Genomic DNA, 13,581 nt, shown 5'->3' with positions numbered 1-13,581 from the left:
TTCGCAGACATACTATCTTGGGGTCTTCACTGTCGCATTCGGAACAGCGTGGGCCTGTACGCATGGCGACCTCCTCCTGAGGAATTGCCATTCACTGATCGTGGTGTACTGGGTATCGCGCCGTCGGATTGCCGCGGGGCGACGATGCCGCAGTCTCATTCCGTCCCCCTCGATATTCAACTTGTCCAGATGGTTGCTTCGCCTATCCATAGGTATGCTCGGCTCGAACCCGCCAATATCGGTGGAATGGCGTTGTTTTATCGTCGTCACCGGACTGATCGGAGTAGCGAGGCGCGCGATGCGGCGCCAACCCAATCGGGGTCATTCGCTGCTTCCCGCGCCGCGCGCGCCCAGGGCAGCGTCGAGGCAGCCGCTCAGCGCCTCTCCCGTGAAGGGCTTGGTCAGGAAACAGTGCGCTCCCGCCTTCAGTGCTTGCGCGCGCACGTTCTCGGCAGAGAAAGCCGTAATGAAAATGAACGGCACCCGATATCCCTCGGCAAGCAGGTGAGCCTGCAGCTCGAGACCGCTCATCGCCGGCATTCGAACATCTGCGATCACGCACGAGGTGTCATTCACGTGGGGCGACCGCAGAAACTCCCCGGCCGATGCAAAGGTATGAACGACGTATCCAAGCGACCGCACGAGATTGTAGGTCGCCGCGCGAACGGAGCCGTCATCGTCAATGATTGAAATGACGGGTGGGCTGGACAAAGCGGTGCTTCCTGAAGTGCGGGCCGAATGCCTCTTGCTGCAAGCCGCTTGATGGGAGAATGCGCCGCAAATCAGGGGCGGAAAATCATACTTAGGTTTGCACGGCGAATGCGGATTGCCTGACCCCCGTTGGGTTACTGCGGCGACGCCGGGCGCTGGATGTCGAGCGTCTGGGCCATCTTGACCAGATCGGCCAGTGATTTCGCGGCCATCTTTCTCATGATGTGTCCGCGATGTATCTTCACGGTGATCTCGGCAAGGCCGATCTGGGCCCCGATCTGCTTATTCATGAGTCCGGCCGTGACCAGCGCCATGATCTCCCGTTCCCGGGGAGTCAGGGTCGCGAAGTGCGCATGCAGGTCCGCGAGGATCCTGGCCTCATCTCGGCTGTTTCGGTCGCGTTCGATCGCCGCCGTCACGGCATCCAGCATGTCCTGATCGCGGAATGGCTTGGTCAGAAAGTCGACAGCCCCGGCTTTCATCGCCCTGACCGTCATCGGGATATCGCCGTGACCCGTCATGAAGATGATGGGAATGTGGATGCCCCCTTTGGCAAGCTCGACCTGAAAGTCGAGGCCGCTCAGTCGAGGCAACCGGATGTCGAGGATCAGGCAACCGGCAACATCCGCAAGCCTGCTCTGCAGAAACTCCGAACCCGAGCCGAACACTTCGACCCGCAAGCCCACCGACCGGAACAGATTCCTGAGCGCTTCACGCACCGACGCGTCATCGTCGACAACGTAGACGATCGGTTCCTCCGAGCTTGCGACGTTGCGGGGCGATGTCGAGCGGACTGTCACGGCGTATCGTCCTCTCGATGCACCGGCAGGCTAAACTGAAATGTCGCGCCGGGCCCTTCATTGCCGAAGGCCGACAGTCGTCCGCCATGGGACTCGACGATCGATCGGCAGATCGACAGACCGATGCCCATGCCCTCCGACTTGGTGGTGAAGAACGGGTCGAACACCCGGTCAGCGTTTTGGCAGGCCAATCCGACACCGCTGTCTGTTACCGCGACCAGAATCTGGCCAACTTGCTCCTGATGCGTTCGGATCGTCATCTTGCGTGGTCGGTCCGTGACCGGCTGCATCGCTTCAATGCCGTTGACGACGAGATTGAGGATGACCTGCTGTAGCTGGATCCGATCGCCGAGGACCTGGCCGAGGACGGCGGCGAGTTCCGTCCGCAGCAATATCCGGTGGCCGAACAGTTCTCGGTGCAGCAAGGCGATCACCTCGTTGACGACTTCATTGATGTCGAGCGGCACCATTTGATCGGTGGTCTTGCTTACCAGAGCACGGACCCGCTGGATCACTTCGCCTGCACGGTTGCCGTCATCGACAATCGACCCCAGAGCGCTGCGCGCTTCCTGCAGGTCGGGGGTGTCGCGGTCCAGCCAACGCTGGGCGGCCGCGGCGTTGGCGACGACGGCGGCAAGCGGCTGGTTCACTTCATGAGCAATCGACGCGGCCAACTCTCCGAGCGCCGTCACGCGCGTGACGTGCGCAAGTCCAGCCTGCGCCTCTTGCAGTTTCTCTTCAGCTTGCTTGCGTGCCGTGACATCCGTCACCGCTCCGACAAATTCGATGCCACCGGATGCATCGGTTACGGCATGCGCGGTTGCATGGACATGTTTGATCGAACCGTCGGGCATCAACAATCGATATTCGTGATAGAAATCCTTCCCGTCGCCGGACGCCCGGTCGATGGTTTGCTGTGCGCGCGCTTGATCGTCGGGATGAATACGTTGAATGACCGTGTCGAGCGCGACAGAAGGTGCCTTGTCGAAGCCGAATATCCTGAACGTTTCGTCCGACCAGATAATTTCGCCGGTGGCGACGCACCAGCCAAAGCTGCCGGTGTGGCTCAATCGCTGTGCTTCGGCCAGGTAGTTCTCACTCTGTCGCAAGGCGTTTTCGGCCTCCTTGCGCTCGGTGATATCCTCGCATGCGATCAGGACGATCAAGCGGTTGTCCTGCCGTTGCACGGCTTTGGCGTTTTCACGAACCCAAAGCGCCGAACCGTCCTTCCGAACCTTGCGGATCTCCCAACTGTGCGTTTGACCAATATGCGCCAGACAAACTTCAACGCTCTTTCGGACGACATCTCGGTCTTCTTCAAAGAAGACCGTCAGTACCGATTGCCCACGCAATTCGCGGACCTGATAGCCAAGCTGGGCGGCACCAAAAGTGTTCACCGACAAGACTGTGCCGTCCGCATCGACCATGAAGTACATGACGGGGTTGTGCTCGAAGACCTCCTTCCATTGCGCCTCGCTCTCACGCAGGGCTTCGATCGCGCGCCGTTCGGCGCTTGCCCGGCTCTCGAGTGCTGCTTCCATTTGCCTGCGGGTGCTTCCTACCAGGTGCATCACGATCAACGAGGCGAGAAACAGGGCGAAGAGCAGCGCGACCGCAATCAAATAGTCGGCAACCTCCGGGGCAGGACCGAGCACGAGCCAGATGCAAGCGGCCGTCAGTGATGCGAGCGCCATGCCGCCGAGCAGCGATTGCTCAGCCGAGCGCCAGGATTTTAGTCTCTGGTTGCGCATGGCATTCGGCCATCCGGCCCGCGCCGCATCGTCAGGCGATCATGAGCATCAGCGGCAACAGCTTGGCCTTCCAACGAACTGCATCCTAGCAGCTTTTCAAGGCTTGAAAGTATGGTGCAGCGCGATACGCCGCGCCGTAAAGCGCTTTTCGGTCGCGGCCGTTCCTCGTCTCCGCGACCCGGCCTGACAATCGCGGAACGCGCATTGTCGACTACTGGATATCGCAGCGGGAAGAGGTGTGGCGTTCGTCTGCCGCGAAGCTCAGCTTTTCGATCCTAAACCTAAGTATGCTCTTCTCAACCGTACGTAACGTACGGATCAACCTGCGTTCAATGGTCCGGCAGGCCTCCGTGATTACGCTGGCGGGAGAGCCGAATCGACCTGGTCGCATTGGACGCTGCGTCGGTGCCGTTGTCGGGAAACCCGCTTGGTCAAACCCGTGTGCTTTTACGAAAGACGTTTCGTGTCCCGTCATCAACTCTGGGGATTGATATGTCAAAGCCAAGCCTGCAACTGATCCACTGCTCGAACGACATTCGACCGGAAGCAAGATTCCGGCAGAACGGCAGCAACTTCCGACCATACGTTGTTCATGGAGGCGCAGGATCCGCGCCCGGTGTGGGCTCATGGGAAGCTGCCCTTGAACTGGTCGATTTTGGCTTCTTGGCTTGCTATGAAAACTATCTTGCCTTCCTCGAGGCGAGTGCGGCCGCTCTCGGCGGCCCCACTCGAACTGATCCCAAGGCGACCGGGTAGCTTCGTACGGTGCGCCCGAATCATGCGACTCAACCGGTGAGCCGACGCGACAGCGCCTCGGGTGCACCGACGAACTCTCCTCCGGTTCGCTAGCGCCACCTGTCTCGTCAGGTCGACCAGCCTTCCAATTTGTAAGCAGAGCCCGCGCGGCTGACGGCATATCTCGAATTAGGAGGCAGTGCTGATGTTAACGTCCGACAAGATCGCGCTCTTTATCGATGGCGCCAATCTCTACGCGACCTGCAGGGCGCTCGGTTTCGATGTCGATTACAAGCGTCTGCTCAAGGAATTCCAGAGCCGCGGCACGCTGCTGCGCGCGTTCTATTTCACGACGATCATCGAGGATCAGGAGTATACATCGGTTCGCCCTCTGATCGATTGGCTGGACTATAACGGCTACACCGTCGTCACCAAGCTCACCAAGGAGTTCATTGACGCCAGCGGTCGCCGGAAAGTGAAGGGCAGCATGAATATCGAGCTCGCGGTCCAGGCGATGGACCTTGCCGATCATGTCGACCGGATGTTTCTGTTGTCGGGCGATGGCGACTTCCGTCCGCTCCTGGAAGCGGTGCAGCGCCGTGGCGTCCATGTGACAGTCGTCTCTACCATTGTCAGCCAGCCACCGATGGTGGCTGACGATCTAAGGCGTCAAGCTGACGCCTTCATCGATCTTGTGGAGTTGAAGCCAACGCTCGGGCGCGATCCGGCGGAGCGGCCGGGATCACGCGAGATACGCCAGCAATCGCCGCAATTGGCGTCGCGCGGAACGATCAATGGAAACCATCTCACGGAATGATTTCGAGCCAATGAGATCAGTTCCGCAATTGCGACGCAGAACGGCTGACATCGCGGTGCCGCTACCCAGGGGGCGGCGCTGCCGCTACCCAGGGGGCGGCAGTGCCGCTACCCAAGGGGGCCGCATGCGGCAAAAGCGGGGCTACATTTCAGGAGAAACTGGTGCCGGTTGAGAGGATTGAACTCCCGACCTTCGGTTTACAAAACCGCTGCTCTACCGCTGAGCTAAACCGGCGAATTGAAGCGGATTGGCAGGCCACAAAGCTTTAGCCAACGCGTCTTCGGCGGCTCGAATACCAGACTTGTCCGCAAAGGGCCAGAACCCAGGAACCGATGGCCAGGCATGAAAAAGGCGGCCGAATGGCCGCCTTTTCATTAATCCGGTGCATCTGCCTCACTGGCAGAGATGCCGCCGTCCATCTTCGCCACGGAACCAGGTGCCGGGGGTGCAGACGAACCCGTTGAGTCGCGCATAATTGTCACCACCGATCGGCGGCGCGGCGAATGGGGCGGTGGCAATCGCGGCGGCGGTGCCTACGGCGCCGCCGACCACGCCGGCTGCGACGTCGCCCGGCCAGAAGCCACCGTCATTGTCATAGCGGTTGTAGCTGTTACGCCAGCGGCGGTCGTGCCGATAGCCCTGATCCTGCCAGTCCTGGTTCTGGTAGACCTGACCTTGGTAGTAGCCGCCGCGGACGGGATTACCCGGTCCCTTGTTCTGGCAATTGGCGTTTGGATAGAACTGCGCGCAATAGCCGGGGTTGTAGACGACTTCCTGCGCCATCGCGGGGGTGGCGAGCGCGGATGCAACCAGGGCGGCGGCGCCCAAAACTCCGAATTTTGTCATGTGGGTTCTCCCAGAGGTGTGAGCCGGGGCAACCGGGGGCGGGCGCGCATGTTCCGCTTTCGAGGGTTGTGCGATCTTCAAACCGGTGTGAAGTTCCGGTTTGGCAGTCCGGGGAATGTGGCGAGTTGAAGCCTTGACCTGACAAGGGCTTCGGCTTGGTATTTGATGTATCGGCAGAGAGCAGGGGGCGCATGTTCGGAATTTTGGGGCTTGGCTTCTTGCTCGGCATGCAACATGCGCTCGAGGCCGACCATATCGCCGCCGTATCCAGCATCGCCGCGCGCCGCAGCCAGGTCGGGGATATCGTCAGGCACGGCCTGACCTGGGGGCTCGGGCATACCCTGACCCTGTTCGCCTTTGCCGGCGCCGCCCTGCTGCTCGGCCACGCCATCCCCGACGGCCTGGCCCGGCCGATCGAGACCGCTGTCGGCGTCATGCTGGTCGGCCTCGGCGCGCATGTATTGTGGCGGCTGTGGCGCGACCGGGTGCATTTTCACCGGCATGGCCATGGCGACGGCACGGTGCATTTTCACGCCCATAGCCACGCCGGCGAAATCGCGCCGCATGCCCGCACCACGCATGCCCATGAACACGGTTTCCGCTGGCGCACCCTGCTGGTCGGCCTGATGCACGGTATGGCGGGCTCCGCAGCACTTCTGGTGCTGACGGTATCGCAGGCGCCCAGTCCCGCGGTCGGGCTCGGCTATGTCGCGCTGTTCGGGATCGGCTCGATGATCGGAATGGGCGCGCTGTCGACGTTGATCGCGGTGCCGCTGGCGGTCACGGCACGCTGGCTCACCTTTGCCAATCACGGCCTGCAGGCTGCGGTGGGAGCCGCCACGATTGCCATCGGCATCAGGACCATCGTCGAGACGGCCTTGGCCTAATTTCGGATTGCTGCCTGTGCCGCGGGCTGATGTAGTGGAAAATGGTTCGGGAGGACGGGGATGAGGCGCCGGGATTTTCTCGCTGGAGGCGCGGCCTGCGCGCTGGCGGCGATCGCGGGCGAAGCGTCGGCGCAATCCGGCCCGCTGACCAAGATCATCTTCCCGTTCGCAGCCGGCGGCGGCGGCGACGCGCTGTGCCGGGTGCTGGCGCAGAATATGAGCCAGCCGCTCGATCGTAACATCATTGTCGAGAACCGTACCGGCGGCGACGGGCTGATCGGGATCAAGGCGGCGAAATCAGCCAATCCCGACGGCACCACCATCCTCGTGACCACGGGGCCGACGATGTATCTGCTGCCGATGGTCGAAACGCAGCCGACGTTCGATACGGCCAGAGACTTCGTGCCGGTTTCGCAACTGGCGCGTTTCGAGTTCTGTGTCGTGATTGGTCCGGCCGTGGATGCCAGGGATTTTACGCAGTTCGTGGCCTGGCTGAAGGCCAACCCGGACAAGGCGACGTTCGGCGTGCCGAGCAACGGCACCATTCCGCATTTCGCCGGATCGCGGCTCGAGGAGGTGCTGGGCATCAAGTTGACGCGCGTAGCCTATCGCGGCGGCGCGCCGATCATGAACGACCTGATCGGCGGTCATTTGCCGTTCGCGATCGGCACCCTGACCGACGCGATCCCGCAGCACCGCGCCGGTGGCGTCAAGGTTCTGGCGGTGACCAGTGCCGAGCGTTCGCCGTTCCTCGAGGTGCCGACCCTGAAGGAGTTCGGCATCGATTTGGTGGCGGACGCCTGGTACGGCATGTGGCTGCCGGCAGGCGCCTCACCCGCGTTCGCCAAACAGGTGAGTGAGGCGGCGGCCGCAGCACTCGCCAGGCCCGAGATCCGGGAAAAGCTGCTCGCGATCGGCCTGATCCCGGTCGGCTCGACGCCCGAAGGTCTGACGCGCGAACTCGCCGCGAACACCGCTTTCTGGCAGCCGATCGTCAAGGCGACGGGATACAAGATTACGAACTAGGCGAACTCGAAACCCCGGGGAAGTCGCTGATGCCAGATGCCGGAACTTGGCGCGAAAGCCGTTTCGCGATCGTCGTCGCGCTTGTCGCCGCCCTGTCCGTGGGCGCGGGCACCGCCAGGGCGGAATCGGCTGCTCCCGAGGCGCCGACCTTTTCGCGTGCGGCGCTCGACAGCTTTGGCGATCTCATCCGCAGGGAGATCGCCGCCGACAAGATTCCCGGCGGTGTCCTGCTGATTCAGCAGCACGGCAAGCCGGTCTATCTCGAAAGTTTCGGCGTGCGGGATCCCGCCACCCAGGCGCCGATGACGGCAGACACCATTTTTCAGGTCTATTCGATGAGCAAGGCGGTGACTTCGGTCGCTGTGATGATGTTGGTGGAAGACGGCAAGCTTTCGATTGACGATCCCGTCCAGAAATACATTCCGGCGTTTGCCGATGCCAAAGTGGGCATCGACGATTCCGATGAGGTCGGCCAACGGCCGCTCAGGTTGGTGCCGTTGAAGCGGCCGATCACGATCAAGGACCTGCTGCGGCATACGTCCGGGATCACCTACGGATTTTACGGCGAAGGCGTGGTGCGCAGACTTTACGGTGATCCTGAATTGTTCGCGGGGGATCCCGACAACGCCGAATTCGCCGACCGCATCGCCAAACTGCCACTCGCCGACCAGCCGGGTGTGCGCTGGGACTACGGCCATTCGGTCGACGTGCTCGGCCGCGTCGTCGAGGTGGTGTCGGGGCTGTCGCTGTTCCAGTTCGAAAAGCAAAGGCTGTTCGATCCGCTCGTGATGCCCGATACTGACTATTTTGTTGCGAACGAAAAAGACTGGCCGCGCATTGCGCGGCCGTTGAAGGCCGATATTTTCAAGCGTCCGCTGGCCGGCATTATCGATCCGAGACTGCCGCGGCGCTTTGAATCCGGCGGCGCAGGACTCAACACGACGATCGGGGATTACTCGCACTTCCTGCAGATGCTGCTCAACAAGGGCGAGCTCAACGGCAAACGCTATCTCAAGCCCGAGACCGTGGCGCTGATGACGAAGGACCAGATCGGCCCCGAGACCGGCATCATCCACGATCCATTTTATTTTCCGTCGCCGAACAGCGGCTTCGGTCTGGGCTTCGCCGTGCGCACGTCGCCGCCGCCGGGGACGACGTGGCCGCTCGGCGAATATCGCTGGGACGGCGCCAACGGTGCGTTCTACTTCGTGGACCCCGTCGACGATCTGTTCGCGATCTTCATGGTACATTCGCCGACGCAGGGCGGGCGGATTCAACTGGCGCTGAAGACGCTGATGTACGAAGCGCTGGGCAAGGGATTGCGCAAGGGTGACTAGCCAGGGCGTGGACTCATAAGCGCCCAGCCAAGGTATCAATCATCTGCACCGCCGCGTCATGACCGGCGGCCAGCGCGTCCGTCACCCGATGTCCGTTGCTGGGGGTAAAACAGAAGTCGCGATTCGGGGGCGTCAGGGCAGCTTTTGACCCAAAGCTGCCAATCTTGCTCCGCCCCGGTCGGATGAAACTACTTTAATGTGGGGTCCTTGAGGCCAGGGCCTAGGCCTCCGGCCATATGACTCCATCGTTGAAGCAAAAATGGAGGCGGCTCTCTAGTTTGCGACCAGCAGCTTCTTGCCGCGTCCGAGCGCGAATTGACCGACCGGACCCTCTACGTGGAATTCGAGCCCCGTCATTTTTGCAAACAGATCGATGTTGCTGGTGCCGATGGCGCAGCCACCAAGGCCCATATCGGTCGCCGTCAGGTAGAACGTCTGGATCATGCTGCCGACATCCTTCAGGATCAGCGAATATGCGATTGAGCTGTATTTCCAGGAGATCCGTCCAAAACGCGCGGCGATCGTGATCAAGACCTGAGGCGGACCGGGTGCGTCCATGGCAAACTCGGCTGCCGCCAAAAGTGCCTGGAGTTGCTGTGCGGAGGCCCCGATCGCCACCAGCGCGTGACCGCCCGCGTCGTAGTGGTAAAGTCCGCGTGCAAGCCCCTCGCAGTTCGAGACCGTCAGATACAATTCCAGTTCGTACGCGCTACCGGCCGATGGATAGGGTCTTGTGCTGTAGGTGATCTCAGGACCGCCTTCGAAATTCGCATCGCTCTTCCATTCCGACAGGACGCGGGCTGTGGTGTCGAGAAAGCGCGCGAGTTCGGCGAGCGTGACCGGATGCTCGTCATCGAAATCTCGGACTGAATGGCGGTCGCGCAACAGCTTTAGGAAGGGCGAGATCGGATCCCAGGTGAAGAATTTGCGCAGGTCGATCTTCTTGCCGGGCCAAGGCGGACGCACCGCGGGCAGCGGTGAAACAACGCTTGCATAGGCGAAGGTGCTGCCAACCGGATTGGCCTGTCGGCCCTCCGTGCTCCGCGTGTGAAACACGAGATCATGGAAATCCCAGAGAACAAGATTGCCGTCGCCTTCATTCACCCGAAGGCCGTCGCCGCTGTTCGCATCGAGCTTGAGCAGGAACTGGCTATCCAGCAGCAGTTCGAACAGATCGAGGTTGAAGAAGGTCACATGGCGGCGAAGCCTGCTGATCTTCTGAGGCCGCGACAGCGCAGCGAGGGTGGCGGCAATCGCGGGATCGCCAATTCGAAACAGCGCGCCTGAGCGCGGCGATTCCAGTACCATCTCGTTGCCGCGCCGGCGCAGGTTGGCAAAGCGCGACAACACGACGCTGTCACCCTCACCGAGCCTTGCGCGTTGCGGCCAGTAGTCAGGGACCTGGGGCTCGATGACCACGAGAACCTGCTCGTCACGCGGAAAAGACAGGCGATATTCGAGCAGCCCGTGCCGCGCCAGTCGATGCACCAGGACGTCGACTTCCCTCGCGATGGCGCTCTTGCCGGCAAAGGACGCGAGCGGCAGGCCATCGGTCAAATTTCGCGCGCGGTCCATCGCGGCCGTGCTCAATTGTCCCAGATTGACGGAATAGCCGTCCACGAAGACGGTGATGCTCCCGTCCGCCTGCATCTGCAGGGAGAAATGACCGTTCAATCGGGCGGTGATGACGGACGCGATCTTCCTGGTCGGCTTTTTGCGGGGAGCGCGCACGGAAGACCGGCCTTTCAGGTGTGCGGCAGGAACGGAGTGAGTTCGCTCTCCAGTCGCGGGCGATCCAGCAGCCCAAGCTTCACCGGGACGTCGTAAAGCCGGCCGGGCCCGAAGCGGCGATAGAAATGCCGCAAGCCTGGAACAAGCACTCTGACGACAGGGACCTCGACGTCGGGCCGCGTCTGGTCGAGCACGAGGAAATCGTATCCTGCTCGGACCGCAATCTCGACGCAGGCATTGACCTGGTCGCGCGTATTGTCGTGCACCTTGATGCCTGGCGCCGGCGGGACGATTGGATTGTCGCTGGGGATCAGGAACGGATAATCGTCCAGCCGCAGCGGCGTGACACCGTCAAGCGACGGTTTCTCGCCGCTTCCGCCGTCCATCATGCCAATCGACATGAACTGGGTCAGCTCGGTGAGGGAACGCAGCAGAGCTATGCGGCGATCGAAATGCGAGCCGGAACCGAACTCGATATTTTCGCGTCCGTTCTGCATCCAGTGGATGATCGCAACGTAGGAGGGAATGCCGAGATCGCTGGTGATGTCGAGCACCCAGAGCCGGCGCCCCGCATCGGCAAACTGGTCTTGAAGATCCCGCACGTAGGAATCCTCGAATTGCGTGAGGTCCACTTCGGCACGCCGCACGCGGTTGTACCACCAGATCGCGTAGGCATCGCGTTCGACCAGTTCGAGGAAGCCTTGAACGATGGCCTCCTCGCGGGTGTTGCCGGCCGCGCACCCGTTGGAATCCGTGTGGAAGCCGCCATAGAAAAAATACAGCAGGCCGGTCGGAAGATATTTGAAGCGCTTGTCGCGTAACGACCAGACCGGCGACCACTCGGTCCTGGTCGAGGGGTCGAACGGTTCGGGAACCGGATGTGAATCGTCCGGCTGCGGGGCATGCCTGTTTTGAAACTGCGTGTCGCTGAAGAACTGGACGTCGTTGGGAAGAAGAGCGTCACCGGGAGCGAAATCGGCAAAGCGGCGCTTCGTCCTGATCTCGTCACCCTGGAAAATGCCCGAGTAGCGCTCGATCGCCTCCATCAGCGCGCTCGCCTCGCCCTGCTCGGCCGTGGAGCCCTTGCCGAAGCTGCCGCCGCTCAGGGCGGACCTGAGCTGGTCGACGTTCCAGGCCGGCGCAGAGAAATTGTGGTGGGCGAAAAAATTGGTGTTCATCGGCGGATCGGCCTCGATCCGCTCGAGCCGCGACACCACGCCGGTCAGCGGACTGACATGTTTGCGGAACCGCGCCACGGTGGCTCGCGACGTCACGGTGCGGTATCCGCCGCTGGTCATGACGAGCCGTCTGCCCTCGGCAATGTCGATCGGCACTGCTGCCCGTCGCGGATTCCGCAGCTTCTTGCTGCCGCAGGTCCGACATTGCGGGCGTTTTGCGACGTAGTGCCTGGCGATGGCAGCCCCGGTCAGGTCGAAGCTTGCGATGTGATCGCTGAGGTCAGTACGAAATCCCGAGGCGATCGCCTTCGCGATTTCAACCGCAGCGAAGTGGATCGCGGTCTGTCCTACGGTGTCGTTGACCAGGGGCGATACGGCGACCGCTTGCGCCGCTCCGCGGTCGAGAAATCCCTTGATCTCGCGATTGCGGATCATGCGATCGAACAGGCAGGTCCAGCAGGCGCTTTCGCCCGGCTTGAATACAGGCCCCACCAGTGGAAACACGCCGGACGGCTGGACCAGCAGCCAGGGCGTCCCGTCGGCCACGCGTCCCGTGTTCACATCGGCGAGCCGCCGTTCGAGGTAGTCGTTCACAAGCGTGATGATGAGCCTGGGCGACCGCTGGGTGATTTGAACCCCGAGCTTGCTCAACGCCGCGCTCAGTTCGCCGGCGCCTTTGACATCGATCGATTCCACCCGCACGGGCCAATTGCGCAGGTTCTCTTCGGCGACCTCGGGAGGCAGGCCGAGGCTTGCCCAATATCCATCAACGGCGCCTGCGTATGCGTGCGATGCTCCACTGACGACGTACCGGCGCTCCAACAACCGCCTGATCGCCTCCTCGATCTCGGCGACGGGAAAACTCTTCGAAAGCTGGCGGATGATCTCCGGCGCAGCCTTGCCATTTTTTCCGATCGCGCTCGCCACGGCGCAATACAGATCGCCGTGCAGGAAGAACTTGCGGTTCTCCGAGTAGAGACAGACCACATTGGGAGGAAGCAGATAGGCGGTGAAGTTCGGCGCGAATCGCAAAATGCTCTTGCGGGTCTGCCGCGCAGCGCGACTCTTTCGATTGACTGTCATCGGGCAGCACGCTGATCCTGTTCCCGTCATTTCCGATTGCCGGCGCACGACGAACGCTTGGCCCGGCCCGACTTGTGCGCCGAGCTCGACCACCGGCCATCTTCGAATAAGTTGGAACATACTCGCTCGCCATCGGCAAGCTGACCAGCCAGGCGCAGCGAACGCCTCAACAAAAACAGCAAATTGGCCGGGTCGTTTGCGAGCCCGGCCAATGAAATCGTGACTTGTCGATACACAGTCAGGGAGCGCTGTTGTCTAGCACCAGCGGCAGCGGCCCCATGATGCACAGCACCCTGTGCATGCCACCCCCACGCCGATCCAGCCAACGCCGCAGCCACCGCAACCGACGCCGCAGCGACAGGCTCTGCAGCCTGCGCAACCTCTGCAGCCACCGCAACCTCTGGCCGCGCAGCCACCGCCGCAGCCACGACAGCCACCGCATCCCCGCGCGAGCAGCACGCCGCTCAAGGTTTTCTCATCGTTGGCGAGATGGAAGGTGGCGAGGCTGACGTCCGCGAGTTCTTCCTCGCTGAGCGTGGTGAACTGGCCGGGCGCGAAGTTCGGCCTTTGTTGAAGCTCGCCTGGCGGCACCGCGGACGCCGCCGCGCTTCCGGCCAGCGAAAAAGTCAGTCCGGCGAAACCGAGCGCCGGTACTGCTGCTTTGGTCATTCGCTTCTGT

At 61.9% G+C, this 13,581-nt stretch carries 10 protein-coding genes and 1 tRNA gene; 4 read left to right on the top strand and 7 right to left on the bottom strand.

Annotated elements, in window-relative coordinates; genetic code table 11:
• Nucleotides 1–321 precede the first annotated feature (321 nt).
• The 3 genes from BLS26_RS04205 to BLS26_RS04195 all read right to left on the bottom strand — a co-directional run bounded on the left by BLS26_RS04205 (nucleotide 322) and on the right by BLS26_RS04195 (nucleotide 3,262).
• Complete coding sequence (locus BLS26_RS04205) at nucleotides 322–711, bottom strand: response regulator transcription factor (protein ID WP_092508703.1); 390 nt, start codon at nucleotides 709–711, stop codon at nucleotides 322–324.
• A 134-nt stretch (nucleotides 712–845) separates the two neighbouring features.
• Entirely contained in the window at nucleotides 846–1,511 is a 666-nt protein-coding gene (locus BLS26_RS04200; RefSeq protein ID WP_092508701.1) for a response regulator transcription factor, read from the bottom strand.
• A complete protein-coding gene (locus BLS26_RS04195) occupies nucleotides 1,508–3,262 on the bottom strand; it encodes a PAS domain S-box protein (RefSeq protein WP_092508699.1) in 1,755 nt (584 codons plus the stop codon). The genes BLS26_RS04200 and BLS26_RS04195 overlap by 4 nt, the downstream gene beginning before the upstream one ends.
• A gap of 940 nt (nucleotides 3,263–4,202) precedes the next feature.
• Here BLS26_RS04195 and BLS26_RS04190 point away from each other — a divergent pair.
• Entirely contained in the window at nucleotides 4,203–4,814 is a 612-nt protein-coding gene (locus tag BLS26_RS04190) for an NYN domain-containing protein (RefSeq protein ID WP_092508697.1), read from the top strand.
• Between the two features lie 159 nt (nucleotides 4,815–4,973).
• Here the strand turns inward: BLS26_RS04190 and BLS26_RS04185 are convergent.
• Nucleotides 4,974–5,048, bottom strand: a tRNA-Thr gene (locus BLS26_RS04185).
• Between the two features lie 159 nt (nucleotides 5,049–5,207).
• Nucleotides 5,208–5,660: a hypothetical protein gene (locus BLS26_RS04180; RefSeq protein WP_092508695.1), complete on the bottom strand. Its 453-nt coding sequence runs from the start codon at nucleotides 5,658–5,660 to the stop codon at nucleotides 5,208–5,210.
• 191 nt (nucleotides 5,661–5,851) lie between these two features.
• Between BLS26_RS04180 and BLS26_RS04175 the strand changes: the two genes are divergently transcribed.
• From BLS26_RS04175 to BLS26_RS04165, 3 genes are read left to right on the top strand one after another with little or no spacing between them, the layout of a single operon-like run.
• Complete coding sequence (locus tag BLS26_RS04175; protein ID WP_092508693.1) at nucleotides 5,852–6,547, top strand: urease accessory protein; 696 nt, start codon at nucleotides 5,852–5,854, stop codon at nucleotides 6,545–6,547.
• A gap of 60 nt (nucleotides 6,548–6,607) precedes the next feature.
• The gene (locus BLS26_RS04170) at nucleotides 6,608–7,573 is read left to right on the top strand and encodes a Bug family tripartite tricarboxylate transporter substrate binding protein (RefSeq protein ID WP_092508691.1); all 966 of its coding nucleotides are present in this window, start codon (nucleotides 6,608–6,610) and stop codon (nucleotides 7,571–7,573) included.
• Nucleotides 7,574–7,602: 29 nt separating this feature from the next.
• The gene (locus BLS26_RS04165) at nucleotides 7,603–8,910 is read left to right on the top strand and encodes a serine hydrolase (protein WP_092508689.1); all 1,308 of its coding nucleotides are present in this window, start codon (nucleotides 7,603–7,605) and stop codon (nucleotides 8,908–8,910) included.
• A 273-nt stretch (nucleotides 8,911–9,183) separates the two neighbouring features.
• Here the strand turns inward: BLS26_RS04165 and BLS26_RS04160 are convergent, their stop codons facing one another.
• Both BLS26_RS04160 and BLS26_RS04155 read right to left on the bottom strand, forming a co-directional pair.
• A complete protein-coding gene (locus BLS26_RS04160; RefSeq protein WP_172804773.1) occupies nucleotides 9,184–10,560 on the bottom strand; it encodes a SagB family peptide dehydrogenase in 1,377 nt (458 codons plus the stop codon).
• A gap of 95 nt (nucleotides 10,561–10,655) precedes the next feature.
• On the bottom strand, nucleotides 10,656–12,902 hold the full coding sequence (locus tag BLS26_RS04155) for a TOMM precursor leader peptide-binding protein (RefSeq protein ID WP_092508685.1): 2,247 nt from the start codon (nucleotides 12,900–12,902) through the stop codon (nucleotides 10,656–10,658).
• Between the last annotated feature and the right edge of the window lie 679 nt (nucleotides 12,903–13,581).

This window comes from Afipia sp. GAS231, from assembly GCF_900103365.1.
In the GTDB taxonomy this organism is placed as follows: Bacteria; Pseudomonadota; Alphaproteobacteria; order Rhizobiales; family Xanthobacteraceae; genus Bradyrhizobium.
Note: the sequence above shows the minus strand (reverse complement) of the source record. Positions and strands in the feature narration are given on the sequence as shown.